General features: G+C 65.1%; 17 protein-coding genes. 10 read left to right on the plus strand and 7 right to left on the minus strand.

From position 1 onward, the window contains the following. Positions 1–77: 77 nt before the first annotated feature. The 7 genes from FLO80_RS06280 to FLO80_RS06310 form a co-directional block, all read right to left on the minus strand. A complete protein-coding gene (locus FLO80_RS06280) occupies positions 78–977 on the minus strand; it encodes a CPBP family intramembrane glutamic endopeptidase (protein ID WP_246156587.1) in 900 nt (299 codons plus the stop codon). Next, positions 974–1,867, minus strand: a complete 894-nt coding sequence (locus tag FLO80_RS06285; protein WP_111362771.1) for a CPBP family intramembrane glutamic endopeptidase — start codon at positions 1,865–1,867, stop codon at positions 974–976. Before FLO80_RS06285 ends, FLO80_RS06280 begins: the two co-directional genes overlap by 4 nt. Positions 1,868–1,910: 43 nt before the next feature. After that, positions 1,911–2,918, minus strand: a complete 1,008-nt coding sequence (locus tag FLO80_RS06290) for a fatty acid desaturase family protein (protein ID WP_342781711.1) — start codon at positions 2,916–2,918, stop codon at positions 1,911–1,913. 91 nt (positions 2,919–3,009) lie between these two features. Continuing rightward, positions 3,010–4,323: a TRAP transporter large permease gene (locus FLO80_RS06295; protein ID WP_111362777.1), complete on the minus strand. Its 1,314-nt coding sequence runs from the start codon at positions 4,321–4,323 to the stop codon at positions 3,010–3,012. After that, positions 4,316–4,825: a TRAP transporter small permease gene (locus tag FLO80_RS06300; protein WP_111362780.1), complete on the minus strand. Its 510-nt coding sequence runs from the start codon at positions 4,823–4,825 to the stop codon at positions 4,316–4,318. The genes FLO80_RS06295 and FLO80_RS06300 overlap by 8 nt, the downstream gene beginning before the upstream one ends. A gap of 61 nt (positions 4,826–4,886) precedes the next feature. Beyond that, positions 4,887–5,903, minus strand: coding sequence for a TRAP transporter substrate-binding protein (locus tag FLO80_RS06305; RefSeq protein WP_111362782.1), 1,017 nt, complete (start codon positions 5,901–5,903; stop codon positions 4,887–4,889). Between the two features lie 202 nt (positions 5,904–6,105). Continuing rightward, entirely contained in the window at positions 6,106–6,606 is a 501-nt protein-coding gene (locus FLO80_RS06310) for a MarR family winged helix-turn-helix transcriptional regulator (protein WP_111362785.1), read from the minus strand. A gap of 144 nt (positions 6,607–6,750) precedes the next feature. Here FLO80_RS06310 and FLO80_RS06315 point away from each other — a divergent pair, with 144 nt between their 5' ends. The 10 genes from FLO80_RS06315 (at position 6,751) to FLO80_RS06360 (ending at position 17,587) form a co-directional block, all read left to right on the plus strand. Beyond that, complete coding sequence (locus FLO80_RS06315; protein WP_111362788.1) at positions 6,751–7,692, plus strand: PDR/VanB family oxidoreductase; 942 nt, start codon at positions 6,751–6,753, stop codon at positions 7,690–7,692. A 12-nt stretch (positions 7,693–7,704) separates the two neighbouring features. Beyond that, positions 7,705–9,045, plus strand: a complete 1,341-nt coding sequence (locus FLO80_RS06320; protein ID WP_111362791.1) for an aromatic ring-hydroxylating dioxygenase subunit alpha — start codon at positions 7,705–7,707, stop codon at positions 9,043–9,045. Further along, positions 9,042–9,521: an aromatic-ring-hydroxylating dioxygenase subunit beta gene (locus tag FLO80_RS06325; RefSeq protein WP_111362793.1), complete on the plus strand. Its 480-nt coding sequence runs from the start codon at positions 9,042–9,044 to the stop codon at positions 9,519–9,521. Before FLO80_RS06320 ends, FLO80_RS06325 begins: the two co-directional genes overlap by 4 nt. Further along, entirely contained in the window at positions 9,518–11,134 is a 1,617-nt protein-coding gene (locus FLO80_RS06330) for an AMP-binding protein (protein WP_111362796.1), read from the plus strand. Before FLO80_RS06325 ends, FLO80_RS06330 begins: the two co-directional genes overlap by 4 nt. Further along, positions 11,131–12,291, plus strand: a complete 1,161-nt coding sequence (locus tag FLO80_RS06335; protein WP_111362809.1) for a thiolase family protein — start codon at positions 11,131–11,133, stop codon at positions 12,289–12,291. The genes FLO80_RS06330 and FLO80_RS06335 overlap by 4 nt, the downstream gene beginning before the upstream one ends. After that, a complete protein-coding gene (locus tag FLO80_RS06340) occupies positions 12,291–13,541 on the plus strand; it encodes an SDR family oxidoreductase (protein ID WP_111362812.1) in 1,251 nt (416 codons plus the stop codon). Before FLO80_RS06335 ends, FLO80_RS06340 begins: the two co-directional genes overlap by 1 nt. Then, positions 13,538–14,317, plus strand: a complete 780-nt coding sequence (locus tag FLO80_RS06345) for a cyclase family protein (RefSeq protein WP_111362815.1) — start codon at positions 13,538–13,540, stop codon at positions 14,315–14,317. The genes FLO80_RS06340 and FLO80_RS06345 overlap by 4 nt, the downstream gene beginning before the upstream one ends. After that, entirely contained in the window at positions 14,314–15,033 is a 720-nt protein-coding gene (locus FLO80_RS06350) for an SDR family NAD(P)-dependent oxidoreductase (RefSeq protein ID WP_111362817.1), read from the plus strand. Before FLO80_RS06345 ends, FLO80_RS06350 begins: the two co-directional genes overlap by 4 nt. A 96-nt stretch (positions 15,034–15,129) precedes the next feature. After that, positions 15,130–16,887: a dihydroxy-acid dehydratase gene (gene ilvD / locus FLO80_RS06355; protein ID WP_111362820.1), complete on the plus strand. Its 1,758-nt coding sequence runs from the start codon at positions 15,130–15,132 to the stop codon at positions 16,885–16,887. After that, positions 16,868–17,587, plus strand: coding sequence for a hypothetical protein (locus FLO80_RS06360; protein ID WP_111362823.1), 720 nt, complete (start codon positions 16,868–16,870; stop codon positions 17,585–17,587). Before ilvD ends, FLO80_RS06360 begins: the two co-directional genes overlap by 20 nt. Positions 17,588–17,642 lie beyond the last annotated feature (55 nt).

Consider the following 17,642-nt stretch of genomic DNA (forward strand, 5'->3'; position numbering starts at 1 on the left):
GAGGAGCCCTTGTTGTCTGCCGCTGTGTCAGGCGCTGTGCTGTTGGGTGAGATAATTGCACCGGCGGGGAAATGCAATCAGCGCCTGAGCGCCACCCGCGCCGCAAGCCACATCAGGCCGACAAGGCCCAGTTCGGCGACAAGGCTGGCGGGTTGAAAAGGCAGGGCGCTGTCGGGATCGAAGAGAAACAGCGCCAGCCCGGACTCGGGGCCGTGCAATTCGCCGTAAAGCAGGAAGGCATAGGCGTTGTTCACAAGGTGCAGCGCCAGCGCCGGGCCGAGCGAGCCCGTGCGCGCCGTGAGGTCCGACGCGGCGAGGCCGAAGGCGAAGGCCCAGACCACGTATTGCGCGTTGATTTCCAGCGGCGCATGGGCGTTCCAGTGCGCAAAGGCGAAGGCGAGGTTGGGCAGGGTGAGCCAGACCCATGGTCGTGCATCCCACGCCGCGATCTGCTGTTGCAGGTAGCCGCGATAGAACAATTCCTCGGCGCCGGTCTGGATCAGCAGGGCGGCAAGCGCCGGGGCGAGCAGCAAGAGCCATGTGAGCGGCGGGTGAATCTGGGCCAGCGCCTCGGCGCTCCACCATGGCGGCGCGATCTCGACCACGAGGATGATTAGGGCAAGCGGCAGCAGAACCGCGCGAAATTGCGCGATGGCTTGGGCGGGTGGGCCGATCAGGCTGATCAGGGTGCGGCCATGAACGGCGCGCAACACGAAGTGCAGGATCAGGAGGAGGATCAGGAACGAGGCGAGACTGGTCAGCATGCCCGCCGGTGTGGTGCCGTCGAACACGGTTTGCGCAAAGCCGGGCGCGACCCATGAGAGCGCGAAGCCAAGGGCGCGCTGGGCCATCTCGTAAAGGCTTTCGACGATGATAAAGCCAAGGATCACCGGGCGCAGGCCGGGCGTGCCAAGCGCGGGCGCGATGAACCCCCGATGCGCGGCATAGGCAGAGGGGCGCGAGGTGCGGCCGCTCATCGCCCGAGCGCGAGCCGTGCCGTCAGCCACGAGCAGAACAGCATCAACACATCATAGGGCAGCCAGACCGCGCGCGCCGCGGTGTCATCGAGCGCGAAAGGATAATGGCCAAGGGCCAGACCGTTGAGCGCACCCTGGGGTGCGGCAATCAGGATCGCGCCGATATTGATCGCGAAATGCAGCGCCAGCGCCGGGCCGAGCGTGCCCGAGCGCGCGGTGAGATCGGCGGCGGCGAGGCCGAAAAACGTGGCAATGAGAACGAACCAGGGGGCGTTGTCGCCCTGGGTCGCCGGATCGTAATGCAGCATCCCGAACAGCAGCGACGGCACGATGAGCCAGACCGCCGGATGCGGCAGGCGCGCGGCAAGCTGGCTTTGCAGGTAGCCGCGAAAGCCCAGCTCCTCGGCGCTGATCTGGAGAAAGAGCAAGGGAAGCGTGAGCGGCAGAAGCGCAAGCCAGCGCAGCATCGGCAGGTTGGGCACGGTGGCCATGGTTTCGGGTTCGGGCAGGAGCCAGAGCAGGAAGCCCAGCGCCGAGAGCGCCACACCGGTGCGAAAGAAATCGCTGGCGGCCCGGGGCAAGGGACCGATGAGGGTGAATATGCCGCGCCCGTGCAGGGTGGGCAGCACCACCGCGAGGGCGATCACGATCATCGCGAACGAGCCCAGCAGCGCGATCATGCCGCGCGGCGTCGATCCCTCGCTGATCTCGCGGGAGAGTGCAGGCCATTCGCGCTGCGTGACCAGTTCGGCCAGCAGATTGAAATAGGCAAAGCCGAGCGCGTAGTAGATCGCCACGACGATGGCGACGCCAAGGCCCAACCGCCAAAGCTGGGCCGAGGGGCGGGCCGGGTCGGTCAGGAACCTGTGGGCGGTGTAGGCATTGCGCATGAAAGGCAGCAATATCGTGAAGCGGATGACGCCGCCAGATAATTCAACCCGGTTGCTCGGGCCGGGATGAGGCCAATCGCAGCACATCGGCATAGGAGCGGCCGATCTGCATCCGCCCCCCTGCCCCGCGCGCCATCAGCATGTCATGCAGGCGCGGCAGGTTGCGGCAGGGCATGTGCATCACGAGGTGATGTTCGAGGTGATAATTCACCCAGTAGGGCGCAACGAAGGCGCGCATCAGCGGACCGGCCAGCGTGGTGCGGGTGTTGCGCATCGGGTCACTCGTGCGTTCGACGGCGCCATGTTCGGCGATGTTCCTGATCCGCACGACGAGCTGATACCATGTGAGCAGCGGCAGCAGCCAGAACACCGGATACCACCACCACGCGCCAATTGCGGTGAACACGGCAAGGAGCACGGCATTGGCGATGAGGGATTTGCCAAGCGACGGCCCCGCGAAGGCCTGTGACAGCCCGTCGTCATCGGGTTCGATGTCGGGATCGAAGGCGGTCTTGAAGGCAAAGGCAAGCTGTTGCGCGCGCAGCTTGATCCCGGTGCGGCCGGTCAGGTCGCGAAGGATCTTGCGTCTGAGCGAGGATTTCGTGGTCGGGAACGGGGCCGAGAGCACGAGGTCGGGGTCTTGGTCGGTCTGGGTATGGCGGTGGTGCTTGAGGTGGTAGCGGCGATAGGCGGGCAGATCGGCGAGGATCGGGCGGCCACAGAGCCAGTCACCCGCGAGTTCATTGAGCCTGCGGCTCTTGAAGAGGGCATTATGCGCGGCCTCGTGCATGAGGATGGCAAGGCCGAGTTGCCGCGAGCCGATGATCATCACCGCGAGGATCAGGGTAAGCGGGTTGGGCCAGACCAGGAACAGCGCCATCGCCGCCGCGATCACGCCCCAGCAATGCAGCACCAGCCATGCCCCCCAGAGGTCCGAGCGTTCCGCAAGCGGGCGGATTTCATCGGATGTAAAGAGCCTGTTGCCCGGTGTCATGTGATCGTCCTCCCTCGGGCTCGAAGGTCGGGCAAGGCGGCGGGGTTTGTCAATCATGACGCGGGGGCGGGTATGGCGTGTGGTGTTCAACTGAATGCGCCACCGTGGGGCCGGGCGGAGTGATGCCGATCACATCCGGCGCGCAGACCTACATCAGCGAGGGCAGGTAGAGCACCAGTCCCGGCACGGCAAGAAGGAGCGCGAGGCGCACGATATCCATTGCCCAGAACGGGGTCACGCCGCGAAAGATCGTGCCGGTGGTGACATCGCCCACCACGCCCTTGAGCACGAAGACGTTGAGTCCGACGGGCGGCGTGATCAGGCTGATCTCGGTCACGACGACGACGACGATGCCGAACCAGACCGGATCGAAACCAAGGCCGGTCACCAGCGGGAAGAAGATCGGCACGGTCAGAAGCAGCATCGAGAGGCTTTCGAACACGGTGCCCAGCACGATGTAGATGAGCAGGATCACCGCCATCACCATCCAGGGCGAGAGGCCCAGTTCGGAGACCATGGTGCGCAACGCCTCGGGGAGACCGGCGATGTTGACGAAGTTGGAAAAGATCCACGCGCCGATCAGCACGGCAAAGAGCGAGGCGGTGGTCATGGTGGTTTCGCTCAGCACTTCGCGGATATCGGAGAACGACAGGCTGCGCCGTGCCAGCGCGATCAGGAAGGCGCCCATCGCGCCCATGCCCGCGGCCTCGGTCGGCGAAAAGGTGAGGTGGATGGGCCAGAAATCGAGGATGCCGTAAAGCCCGCCGATGACGAGGCCGAAGAGCAGGAGCACCGCCCAGACGCCGCGCAAGGCGCGCATCCGTCCCGTCCAGTCGGTGCGCGACCCTGCCGGGCCTGCTGCGGGGTTGCGCGCCACGGTGATCCGCACCGCGACGAGGTAGAAGAGAATGCCCAGCGCCCCCGGAATGATGCCCGCGATGAAAAGCTGCCCGATCGAGGTTTCGGTCAGGATGCCGTAGATCACGAGGATCACCGAGGGCGGGATCAGGATGCCCAGCGTGCCGCCAGCGGCGATCGAGGCGGTCGATAGGCTGTCGGCATAGCCGAACTTGCGCATCTCGGGCATGGCGACCTTGGACATGGTGGCCGCCGTGGCCAGCGACGAGCCCGAGATCGCGGCGAAACCGCCGCAGGCAACGATGGTGGCCATCGCCAGCCCGCCACGCATATGGCCGAGAAAGGCGTTCGAGACGGCGTAAAGCTCGCGGCTGATGCCGCCCTTGTTGACGAAAAGCCCCATCAGGATGAAGAGCGGCACGACCGAGAGCCCGTAATCCTGGCTGGTGTCGATGATCAGGCGCGAGACCATCGAGATCGCGCCGCGCCAGCTTGTCTCCATCCAGAAGCCGACGAGGCCGACCAGCCCCATGGCAAAGGCAATCGGCATGCGCAGCAGGACGAGCGCGAGCACCACGCCGAATCCGATCAGGGCTTCAGTCATTGCGGATCAGTCCCAGTTTATGCGGTGCGAAAAGAATGATCAGACCGCGCAGCACCATCACGAGAGCGGTGGCGAAGGTCATGATCGCGATGAACCAGCCCAGATAGAAGGTCGGGATGTTGAGGTACTCGGTCTGGTCGCCATAGGAGCGGGAACGCTCGGCAAGGTCGATGACGCGCGAGGCGGGAAACCACAGCATTACCCCGCAGAGGAGCGTGACCATGCCATCGAGCAGCCGTTTCATGTGCAGCCGGACAAAGAGCGGGTCGAGCAGGTCGACCGTGATATGCTGACCCCGCGCCGACAGCAGCGGCATGGCGGAAAACACGATCACGGCAATGGCGATGCGGGTCAGTTCGGTCGCGGCCTCGATCGGCGCATTGAAGGTCGAGCGCATGACCACATCGGTAAAGGTCAGCACCATCAGCCCGAAGAGGGTGAAGGCGGCGACCGTCATCGGCACGGCGACGGAAAGCTGGGCCAGTCGTTTCAGCAAGGGCATGGGGGTCCACCGGATCGGGAACGGGGCCGCGTGTTGCGCGGCCCCGTCCGGTTGGTTTGGCTCAGTTGCTTTCCTTGGCCATCTCGGCCTTGACCATCTCGTAGGCGGCCTGCGCGTCGATGCCCGCATCGGCGATTTCGCCGAGGATCTTTTCGCGCACCTTCGCGGCCATTTCGGCAAAGGCGGCCTGATCGGCCTCGGAGGCGGTGACGATCACGTTGTCCTCGGCTTCTTCGGTGGCGGCGCGGGCGCGCACGTCAGACGCATCCCATGCCGCGCCCATCAGGCGGCTGAAGGGTTCGCCAAAGACCTCTTCTTCGAGCGCCTGTTGCACGTCGGCGGGCAGGCTGTCGAATTTTTGCTGGCTCATCAGCACGGCAAAGGAGCCGCGATAGAAGCCGCCGGGCATTTCATAGACGTTCTTGGCCACTTCGTTGAGCTTGAAGCTGATCCGTTCGCCCATGTTCATCGCCACGCCATCGGCGGCACCGCTGTCGAGGGTTTCATAGACCTTGGGCGCGGGCACCTGGATACCGACAAGGCCCAGCTCGGCGCCGACATCGGCCGAAACGCCGCCGCCAAGGCGGGTCTTGAGGCCATTGAGATCGGCCAGCGTGTTCACCGCCTTGTTCGAGTGGATCTGACCGGGGCCGTGGGTCGAAAGGCCGATGAGCTTGACGCCGCGATGCTCGTCGAGTTCGGCCAGGTGCGCCTCGTGAACGCGCCAGTAGGCCACCGATGCGGCCTCGGCATTGCCCTCGTAGCCGGGCAGTTCGATGAGCTTGGTCGCGATGAAGCGGCCCGGCTGGTAGCCGTGGAAGATGATGGTGACGTCGGCGGCGCCGTCCATCACAAGGTCCATCTGTGCGGGCGGAGGCGCGATGCCCATCTTGATTTCGCCCGTGACCTGCCCGTCGGTGGCTTCTTCCATCATGTCGACAAGCCCTTCGAGCATGTCGACGTTGATCGGGTGCGCGGGTGGCAGCCAGCTCGAGATCACCAGGTTTTCCTGGGCCTGGCTGGCGGTTGCGGCGCAGATCGCGAATGCGGCGCTGGCCATGATGCGTGTCAGTTTCATGTTGATCGTCCTCCCGGTTTTATCGCCGCCGCCGGATTCTCCCCCCGCGGGCGGCTATTACATGCAATTTCATATATTCACAGAATCAGCCGTCTGTGAACCTGAAATTTAGAATAATCGACCACGCGGTCGGTTATTCTGTCAAGTGGTGTTTGAACAGCCTGCCAGTCGAGCAATGGCCCCTACACCCCGGGGTTGTGCGTCATGCGTCGGGTTCGCCGCGGGTTTGCCCGTCGGGGTCGAGCCGGGCCAGAAGCGCGGCCAGCGCGGGTTTGAGCCGGGCCCCATCGCCGCCTTCGAGTTGGGCGAGGAGCGCGGTTTCATGGGCGCGCGCGTCGGTGACAAGCTGTTCGGCGATCTGGCGCCCCTTGTCGGTGAGATGCACGCGAACGCGGCGGCGGTCGCGGGTATCGCCCTTGCGGATCACGAGGCCGCGCTCCTCCATCTGGATGATGATCCGGGTCAGGCGCGATTGTTCGATGAGCGAGATCCGCGCCAGGCGGGTGATCATCGCACCGTCGCGGTCATGCAGCCAGGCCAGCACCCGCCATTCCGGCACGCGCAGACCGTGGGTGCGCACATGGGCGTGGAACTGTGCACTGGCGGCCTCGGAGGCGGCGGCAAGCAGGTAAAGCAGGTAGTCCGAGACGAATCCCTTGCCCTGGGTTTCATCCTCGGACGGCACTGTTTCTGGCGGTTGCATCCGGTGGCTCCTTTCCTTGCCTGTGCCTTCTAGAGCCGGGAGTGGCGTGAAAAGTCAACGAAAACACACGGTTTCCGGTGAAGAAGAAAACACTTGACCCAAATTATATGAATTTTCATACTTATTGCCAAGGGAGACGCGAGAATGACGAAACTTGACCTGATCGTGGCAAAGGTTCGCCCGCTGACCGAGCGTATATCGGAATTCACGCTGCAAGCGGCGGATCGCGGGGCTTTGCCGGAGTGGGAGGCAGGCGCGCATATCCGGGTGGATGTCGATGGCGGCGACCGGGCCTATTCGCTGATCCGGTTCGGGGCCGGCGATGGCGGTGATTACCGCATCGCGGTGCAACGCGAGGACGATGGCGCGGGCGGGTCGCGGTTCATGCATGGGCTGAAGGACGGCGACAGGATCGTGGCGACCCCGCCGAAATGCGATTTTCCGGTCGTGGCCGGAGAAGCGGCGGTTCTGCTGGCGGGGGGAATCGGGATCACGCCGATCATCTCGATGGCCGCCGAGTTGCAGGCGGCGGGCGTGCCGTTCGAGTTGCATTATGCCGGGCGCAGCCGGGAGGTGATGGGGTTTGCCGACGATCTTTCGGAGCGTTTCGGCGATGCCGTGACAGTGCATTGCGACGATGACGAAAGCGCGCTCGATCTCGCCGCGGTGATTGGCGCGTTGGGGGATCGGCATCTTTATATCTGCGGGCCAAGGGGCCTGATCGACGCGGCGCGCAGCACGGCCGAGGCGGCGGGCGTTCCGGGCGCGCGGGTGCATGTGGAGTTGTTCGACAATGCCAGCGCGGCGGTCGAGGGCGACCGGCCGTTCGAGGTCGAGGTCGCCTCGTCCGGCGAGGTGTTCACGATCCCGCCGGGCAAGAGCATCATCGAGGTGCTGGAGGAAGGCGGGATGGACCTGATCCACGATTGCCAGCGCGGCGATTGCGGCATCTGCCAGACCGACGTGATTTCGGGCGAGCCGGATCACCGCGACGTGGTATTGTCGGACGCGGAAAGAGCCGAGGGCAAGGTCATGCAAATCTGTGTCAGCCGGGCGAAATCGGCGCGGCTGGTGCTGGACCTGTAGAGGGAGGAAACCATGGGACGCTATACCGACAATCCACAGGCGGTGGCCGCATTGGTGCGCGGGCGCGAGGTGCATCGGGATGTCTATGTCGACCCCGAGATTTACCGGCTGGAGATGAAGCATCTTTTCGCCAATGCCTGGGTGTTCGTGGGCCATGACAGCCAGACCTCGAACAAGGGCGATTATTTCACCACGCAGATCGGCGATCAGCCGGTGATCATGGTTCGCCACAGCGACAACGAGATCAAGGTGCTTTACAACCGCTGCCCGCACAAGGGCACCAAGATCGCCATTGATCGCACCGGCAACACCGGCAAGTTCTTTCGCTGCCCCTATCACGCATGGTCGTTCAAGACCGATGGCTGCCTTTTGGCGATCCCGTTGAAGAAGGGATACGAGGGCACGGGGCTGGAAGAGGCCGAGGGCAGTCGCGGCATGAAGGCGGTGGGCGCGGTGCACAATCATCGCGGGTTTGTCTTTGCACGGTTGGCGGAAGAGGGGATTTCGTTCGAGGAATATTTCGGCGATAGCCTGTCGTCGCTCGACAACATGGTCGATCGCTCGCCCGCCGGGCGGCTGGAGGTGGCGGGGCCGCCGCTGCGCTATATGCATCAGTGCAACTGGAAGATGCTGGTCGAGAACCAGACCGACACCTGCCACCCGATGGTCGCGCATGAGAGCAGCGCCGGGACGGCGGTTCAGATCTGGAAGGAGATGGGCTATACCGAGGACGACCCCAAGCCGCCGGCGATGGAAATCATCGCGCCGTTCATGAGCCCCTACGAATTCTTCGAGAACATGGGCATCCGCACATGGCCCAACGGGCATGGCCATACCGGCGTGCATCATTCGATCCATTCGAAATATTCGGAAATCCCCGGCTATCTCGACGCGCTGAGCGAGACATACGGGGCGGAAAAGGCCGAGGCGATCCTGACCGAGAACCGGCACAACACGGTCTATTTCCCCAATATCATGATCAAGGGGCCGATCCAGCAATTGCGCGTGTTCATCCCGCTCGCCGCCGACAAGACGCTGGTCGAGAGCTATATCTATCGGCTGGTCGATGCGCCGGACGAATTGCTGGCACGCACGGCGATGTATAACCGGATGATCAACGCGCCCACCTCGATCGTGGGGCATGACGATCTGGAAATGTACGAGCGCGCGCAGGAGGGTCTGCATGTGGACGGCCTTGAATGGGTCAACGTGCAGCGGCTTTACGAGGAGGACGAGGATTTCGACGAGGAGCGCGTCGAGAACGGCACCACCGAGCGGCAGATGCGCAACCAGTTCAACGCATGGGTCAAGTTCATGACCGCATCCATGCAGGGCAAGGAGGCGGCGGAATGAGCATCACGCGCGAGGATCTGATTGATTTCGTCTATGACGAAGCCCGGATGCTGGACGAGGGCCGCTTTGACGAGTGGCTGGAGCTGTGGCTTGAGGATGGGCATTACTGGATGCCGCTCGACTGGAAGCAGGAAGACCCGCTGCATGTGACCTCGCTCATGTACGAGGACATGTTCATGCTGCGATTGCGGGTGCAGCGCCTGACCGGCGCGCGGACGTTTTCGCAGAAACCCAAAAGCCGGTGCCATCACGTGCTGAACCGCCCGTTTGTCGACGAAATGGACCACGAGGCGGGGCGATACGTGACCAACACGAACATGCATTATGTCGAAACGCGGCTCGACGATCAGCTCCTTTTGGCGCTGACGGCGGTGCATGAGTTGAAACTGGTCGACGGGCGTTTGCGGATCGCGAACAAGCGGGTTGATCTGCTCAATTGCGATGCCGCCTTCGGCAATATCCAGCTTTTGCCATGATCGAACCGGATTGCCCGAGCGTATATGACGCCTTTGCCGCGAGCGCCGCGCGCTGGTCGGGGCGCGACATGTTGAATGTCTTGCCCGAGACCGCCGGGATCTACGGGATCGAGGCGGGCGCAATGCGCTATGGCGCGGCGCTGGACGAAGTGGCGAGGCTGGCGGATCGGCTGGCAGAGGCGGGTTATGGCAAGGGGCACCGGGTGATGGTGCTGTTGGAGAACCGGCCCGCGTTCTTCCTGTGGTTTCTCGCCTTGAACCGAATCGGTGCGTCGATCGTGCCGGTGAATCCCGACCTGCGGGCGGCCGAACTGGCCTATATGGCGGGTCATGCCGAGCCGGTGCTGGCGGTGGCACTGCCGGGCCGCGTGGAGGAATTGCGACAGGCGGCCAAGGCGGCAGGCGTGGTGATGCCGGTGGTGGCGCCGGGCGATGCCCTGCCCGCGCCGCGCGCGGGTGGTGCGCTGGCCGGGGGGGAGGGCGTGCGGGCCGAGGCGGCGATGCTTTACACCTCGGGGACGACGGGCCAGCCCAAGGGCTGCGTGCTGCCCAACGAATATTTCCTGATGGCGGGGCGCTGGTATGCCGAGGCCGGGGGGCTGTGTGCGCTGAGCGAAGACGGCGAGCGGATGATCACGCCCCTGCCAATCTTTCACATGAACGCGATGGCCTATTCGCTGATGGCGATGATCGCGGTGGGCGGTTGCCTGACGGCGCTCGACCGGTTTCATCCGCGCACATGGTGGCAATCCGTGCGAGAGAGCGGCGCGACCTGCCTGCATTACCTCGGCGTCATGCCCTCGATGCTGATGGGCCTGCCGGAGAGTGGTGATGAGCGCGCGCACGGGGTGCGGTTCGGGTTCGGCGCGGGGGTCGATCCCAAGCTGCACGGGGCGTTCGAGGCGCGGTTCGGCTTTCCGCTGGTCGAGGCATGGGCAATGACCGAGACCGGCGCGGGGGCGGTGATCTGTGCCAACACCCTGCCCCGGCGGGTCGGCGAAAGCTGCCTTGGACAGCCGGGACCGGAGCTGGAGATTCGCATCGTGGATGACGCCGGGCAGGACACCGGCGGCGCACCCGGTGAATTGCTGGTGCGCCATGCGGGGGACGACCCGAAACGCGGTTTCTTTGCCGAGTATTACAAGAACCCGGAGGCCACGGACGAGGCTTGGGCCGGGGGCTGGTTTCATACCGGCGACATCGTGCGGCAAGAGGCGGATGGCGCGATGTTCTTTGTCGACCGCAAGAAGAACGTGATCCGCCGGTCGGGCGAGAATATCGCGGCGGTCGAGGTGGAATCGGTGCTGATGCGGCATCCGCGTGTAAGGGCGGCAGCGGTGGCGGCGGTGCCGGACGCGGTGCGCGGGGACGAGGTGTTTGCCTGTCTCGTGGTCGATGATCCGGCGCCGGAACTGGCCGAGGAGATCGTGGGTTGGTGCCTGACGCAGCTCGCCTATTACAAGGCACCGGGCTACGTGGCCTTTGTCGAGGCCCTGCCGTTGACCGCAACGCAGAAGATCCAGCGCGGGGAATTGAAGGCGATGGCGGCGCAGTTGGTGGAGGACAAGGCGACGGTGGACCTGCGTCACATGAAGAAGCGGAACGCGGCATGAGCAAGGGCTATGACGGCGTGGTGCTGACCTGTCCGGTGACGGTGCCCTATGTGCGCTTTGCCCATGAGACCGCGCATTGGTGGATCGCGCGGGGCCTCAAGGGCGCGCTTGATGCAGGGGGGATGCGGCCCGGTGACATTGACGGGCTTTCGGTATCATCCTTCACGCTTTTCCCCGATACGCCCGTGGGACTGACCCAACACCTGGGGCTATGCCTGCGCTATCTCGACACGATCCCGATGGGCGGCGCCTCGGGCGTGGTGGCGGCGCGACGCGCGGCGCGGGCGGTGCAGGCGGGGGATGCGGACGTGGTGGCCTGCGTGGCGGGCGACATGAACCGGATCGATTCATTCCGCCAGCTTCTGTCGGCCTTTTCGCGGTTTTCGCTCGATGCGGCCTATCCCTATGGCTATGGCGGGCCGAACGCAAATTTCGCGCTGATCATGGATGCCTACATGGCCGAATACGGTGCCACGCGCGAGGATTTCGGGCGCATCGCCGTGGCCCAGCGCGACAATGCCCTGCGCAACCCGCACGCGGTGATGAAAAAGCCCCTGACGCTTGACGATTACATGGGCGCGCGGATGATTTCCGATCCGGTCTGCCTCTTTGATTGCGTGATGCCCTGTGCCGGGGCCGAGGCGTTCCTCGTCATGCGCGAGGACGAGGCGGTGCGGCGGGGCCTGCCTTTTGCGCGTATTGCCGGGACGATCGAGCGGCACAATGCCTTTGCCGAAGATCCGGTGCAGCTTCGCGGCGGATGGGCGGCGGATATCGGCACGCTTTATGACAGCGCTGGGTGCGGGCCCGGGGATATCGACCTTTTGCAGAGTTACGACGATTACCCGGTGATCTCGATGATGCAGATCGAGGACCTGGGGTTCTGTGAAAAGGGGGGTGCTGCGGAATTCGTGCGCAGCCGTGACCTGACCGTGACGGGGGATTTCCCGCACAATACCAGTGGCGGGCAATTGTCGGCCGGACAGGCGGGCGCGGCGGGTGGATATCTCGGGATCGTCGAGGCGATCCGGCAGGTGACGCAGCAGGCCGGGCCGACGCAGGTGCGGGATGCGCATCGTGCGATGGTCTCGGGATTTGGGATGATCAATTACGACCGCGGCGTGTGCTCGGCGGTGGCCATATTGGAGGGCGCGTGATGGTGTTGGAACGCCCGAAACGCAAGGACCCGCGCAAGCGCAGCGTGGTGCCGACATTGCCGCCGCATATGCGATCGCGCGCGGCGCTGGGGCTGGCGGTGGCGGCGGGTGCGGGGCGGTTCGCGTTGCAGCATTGCGCCGCGTGTGGCGCGGTGCAGTATCCGCCGCGCGATGCCTGTCACGCCTGCCTGTCGGTCGACCTGGACTGGCGTGAGTGCGCGCCGGAGGGGCGGGTGATGGCCGAAACGGCGGTGCGCGCCTCGCCCGATCCTTACTTCCGCGAGCGGTTGCCGTGGCGGATGGGGACGGTGAAGCTTGGCGCCGGGCCGGTGGTTCTGGCGCATCTGGTCGGGGTCTCGCGGGGCGATGCCGTGCGGATGGAATTGCGGCTCGACCGGGCGGGACAGGGGGTGATGGTCGCCCTGCCCACGGAAAGTCCCGGGGAAAGGAACAGCGAGATGGAAGACGATCCGGTTTTGCGGGCGATGGGCACGCATCCCAAGTATCGCAGGGTGCTGGTGAGCGATGCCACGCATCCCGCCGCGGTGCCGCTAATCAAGGCGTTGCTGGCGGCGGAGGCGTCGCATGTGTTCGCGGGCGTGCCCGAGATGTGGCGTCGTCCGCATGGCGTGTCAGCATTGGAAGGATTGGAGGGCGTAAGCCTGATGCCGCTCGACGTGACTGACCCCTTGAGCCTCAAGGAGGCGGCGAGCGAGATCGGTGGCAAGGTCGATATCCTGATCAACACCGCGCGGCATGTGCGCCCCGGTGGCGTATTGGGGCAGGACGTGACCCATGCGCGCGACGAGATGGAGGTGAACGCGCTGGGCCTGATGCGGCTGGCGCAGGCGTTCGGGCCGGGGATGGCGTCACGCACGGCGGACGGGGTGAATGCCTCGGCGGCGTTCGTCACGGTTCTTTCGGCGCATGCGCTGTCGCCCGATCCGGCCTATGGCGCGTTCAACGCCTCTCAGGCGGCGGCGCGGTCGGTGGCACAGACCCTGCGGGCCGAGTTCGCGCCAAGCGGTCTCAGGGTGATGTGTGTCTATGCCGGGCCGCTGGACGATGACTGGCACCAGCCATTGCCACCGCCCAAGGTCGCACCGGGGGCATTGGCGCGGTCGATTGTCGATGGGCTCCAGCGTGGGTTGGAGGATGTCTATTGCGGCGATGTGGCCAAGGATATCGCGGAACGCTGGCGCCGCGATCCGGGCATACTGGAGCGGGAAATCACGGGGGGACAGGGATGAGCGTTCTGGACAGCCTGACGGCAGCGATGGCGGGGGGCGCGGTCGAGGTGGTGGACCTGACCCATCGGCTCGACCCGGATTTCCCGGTGATCGTGCTGCCGCCCGAATTCGGCCAATGCGCGCGGTTTCGCATGGAGGAGGTGAGCGCCTATGACCATCGCGGACCGGCGTGGAAATGGCACAACCTGACCATGAACGAGCACACGGGCACGCATTTCGACGCGCCGATCCACTGGGTTTCGGGGCGCGACTGGCCGAATGGCGCGGTGGACGAGATCCCCGCCGGAGACCTCATCGGCCCGGTCTGCGTAATCGACTGTTCGACGGGCACAGCGCAGGACGACGATTTCGAGCTGACGCCCGAGATCATCGCGGATTGGGAGGCGACACATGGCCGGATTCCTGCCGGGTCATGGGTGCTCATGCGCACCGACTGGTCAAAACGCAGCGGGGCGGAGTATCTCAACATGGCGGATGACGGGCCACATTCGCCCGGGCCGGTGCCCGAGGCGATCCGGGTGTTGCTGGAACGCGATATTCGCGGCTTTGGCACCGAATGCGTGGGTACGGATGCCGGGCAAGGGGCGCATTACGACCCGCCCTACCCCGCGCATTACCTGTTGCACGGGGCGGGCAAATACGGGCTGCAATGCCTGTGCAACCTCGACCTTTTGCCACCCACGGGCGCGGTGCTGATCGCGCCGCCGTTGAAGATCAGGGGCGGCACGGGCAGCCCGCTCAGGGTGTTGGCACTGGTTCCGGGGGAAGGTGCATGAGTTACACGGCGGTTATCACCGGCGCGTCCAAGGGGATCGGCTTTGATCTCGCGCAGCGCCTTCTGGGCAAGGGGTACGCGGTCATCAACCTGTCGCGCAACGCGCCCGAATTTGCCCATGAGCGGTTCGAGACGATGCCGGTGGATTTGCTCGATGCGGATGCGGTGCGGGACGTGGCGGCGCGGCTGGCGGATCGCGGGGTCACGCATCTGGTGCATAATGCCGGGTTGATCTGGCCCAACCTGTTGGAAGAGGCCGAACCCGAGGACATCGCCGGGCTGGCGCAGCTTCATCTCGGGTCGGCGCTAACGCTCCTGAAGGCGGTGCTGCCGGGGATGAAGGAACGCGGCTTTGGCCGGGTGATGTTCAACGGATCGCGCGCGGCGCTGGGCGTGCCGACGCGCACCGCCTATGCGGCGACCAAGGCGGGCATGGTGGGCATGGCGCGGACATGGGCGCTTGAACTGGCGCCGCACGGGATCACCGTGAACGTGGTGGCACCGGGGCCGATCCGGACCGACAATTTCTGGGGGATCATCCCCAAGGGGTCGGAGCGCGAGGACGAATTGGCCGGGCGTATCCCGGTGGGGCGGCTGGGTACGGTCGAGGACGTGTCGAATGCGTTCCTGTTCTTCTGCGCGCCGGAAAGCGGCTTTGTCACGGGCCAGGTGCTTTACGTCTGTGGCGGGGCGAGCGTGGGGTCGATCAGCCTGTGACGTGATGGCCGGGCGTTGCCCGGTCTGGTCATCCGGCCTTGTGCCGGGCCCGTGCCTTGGGTATTCGGATTCCAACATATTTCCGGGAGGCCCATCATGACCAAGTTCGATAAGTCGAAACTGCCCAGCCGCCACGTGACCGAAGGCCCGCAACGCGCGCCGCATCGGTCCTATTACTATGCGATGGGCATGACCGAGGAAGAGATTCACCAGCCGCTGGTCGGGGTCGCCACCTGCTGGAACGAGGCCGCACCCTGCAACATCGCGCTGAGCCGTCAGGCCCAGGCCGTCAAGGGCGGCGTGAAAGAGGCACATGGCAGCCCGCGCGAATTCACCACCATCACCGTCACCGACGGGATCGCGATGGGGCATGAGGGGATGCGCTCGTCGCTCGCGTCGCGCGAGGCGATTGCCGACACGGTCGAATTGACCATGCGCGGCCATTGCTATGACGCGCTTGTGGGGCTGGCGGGCTGTGACAAGTCGCTGCCGGGGATGATGATGGCGATGGTGCGGCTCAACGTGCCGTCGGTCTTTATCTATGGCGGGTCGATCCTGCCGGGTCGCGCGCCGCAGGTTGACGAGATTCCCGAGGATTTCCGCAACCGCGACCTCACGGTGCAGGACATGTTCGAGGCCGTCGGGCGGCAACAGAACGGAACCCTGTCCGAGGCGGCGCTGGACATGCTCGAACGCGTGGCTTGCCCGTCGTCGGGGGCCTGCGGCGGGCAGTTCACCGCCAACACCATGGCCTGTGTCTCGGAGGCGATCGGGCTGGCACTGATGAACTCGTCCGGCATGCCCGCCCCTTACGAGAGCCGCGACCAGTATGGCGAGGCGAGCGGTCGGGCGGTGATGAACCTGCTGGAAAAGAACATCCGCGCCCGCGACGTGGTCACGCTCAAGAGCCTGCAGAACGCCGCGCGCGTGGTCGCCTGCACCGGGGGCAGCACCAATGCCGGTCTGCACCTGCCCGCCATCGCTCACGAGGCGGGGATCGACTTTTTCCTCGATGATGTCTGCGAGATCTTCCGCGACACGCCCTATTTCGTCGATCTCAAGCCCGGTGGCAATTACGTGGCCAAGGATCTTTACGATGCTGGCGGCATCCCGGTGGTGATGAAGGAATTGCGCAAGGCGGGGCTGATCCACGAGGACTGCATGACCGCCAGCGGTTACAGCATCGGCGAGGAGCTGGAGAAGATCGACCGCGAGGCCGATGGCCGCGTCATCTATGCGATCGACACCCCGCTCACCAAGACCGGCGGCGTTGTCGGGCTCAAGGGCAACATCGCGCCGGAGGGGGCAATCGTCAAGGTTGCGGGCATCGCACCCGAGCACCAGGTCTTTACCGGCCCGGCGCGGGTGTTCGAATGCGAAGAGGATGCCTTCGAGGCGGTGAAGGCGCGTCAATACAAGGAAGGCGAAGTGATCGTCATCCGCAACGAGGGCCCCGCCGGTGGCCCCGGCATGCGCGAGATGCTGGCCACCACCGCCGCGCTTTCGGGCCAGGGCATGGGCAAGAAGGTCGCGCTCATCACCGATGGGCGGTTCTCGGGGGCGACGCGGGGCTTCTGCGTGGGTCATGTCGGGCCGGAGGCCGCACATGGCGGGCCGATCGCGATGCTCAAGGATGGCGACATGATCACGATCGACGCGATCAAGGGCGAGTTGTCGGTCGACCTGACGGATGCTGAACTGGAAGCGCGCAAGGCCGGCTGGAAAGGCGCGCGCGATACGATCTATGCCTCGGGGGCGCTGTGGAAATACGCCCAGCAGGTCGGCGCGACCTACAAGGGCGCGGTGACCCATCCCGGCGGCAAGGCCGAAAAACATGTTTACATGGATCTCTGAGACGGGTTTTCCCGGGCGTGTCAGGCGCCCGGGTCTGGCCTTCGGGCTGGTTCTGGGATTGGGCGGATGCCTGAGCGAGAATGCCAGTCGGGGCGCCGACCCTCTTGATCGGGCGGAACTGGCCGGGGGGCAGGTGGTCGTGGTCGGGCCGCCCGGCTATTGCGTGGATCGCGGATCTCTCGATGCGCGCCCCTCGGGCGGGTTCGCCCTGATCGGGGCATGTGCGGCACTTGGCGGGGCGGGACCGGGCGAAGAACCGGTCGTGATGACGGTGCAGGTGCAACGCCGCCCGTCGCGACAGGAGCCGCCGGATGCACAGGCGCTGGCCGCCGCCGTTGCACCGCTTCGGGTGCTGGCACGCGAGGACAGGGATGACATATCGCTCATTCAACTGGCCGAGGGCGGAGATACCGCCCTGCCCGGCAGCGATCCACGGCACTGGCGCGGGGCGATGATGATCAACGGTCATGCGGTGGCGCTGTCGCTCTATGCGCCCGAGGGCAGCAGCGCGACCGGGCGCGGCGGGCGGGCGCGGCTGATCGCGCTGTCCAAGGCCATAATGAAGGCAAGCCCGACCCGGGATGACCCCGAGGAGATGACCGCGGCGCAGGCGGCGGCAAGGAACGAAGACACGCAAGCGGCAGGCGACAGCCAAGGGCGCGGCGGGCTGCGCGGTATGTTTCCCGGTTTGTTTCAATAACCCCTTTTTGTTAACTTTGTTTCCGGTAAGACTGGACCGGGAACGCCAGGCAACA

It is taken from the genome of Aquicoccus porphyridii (genome assembly GCF_008369105.1).
GTDB lineage: Bacteria > Pseudomonadota > Alphaproteobacteria > Rhodobacterales > Rhodobacteraceae > Aquicoccus > Aquicoccus porphyridii.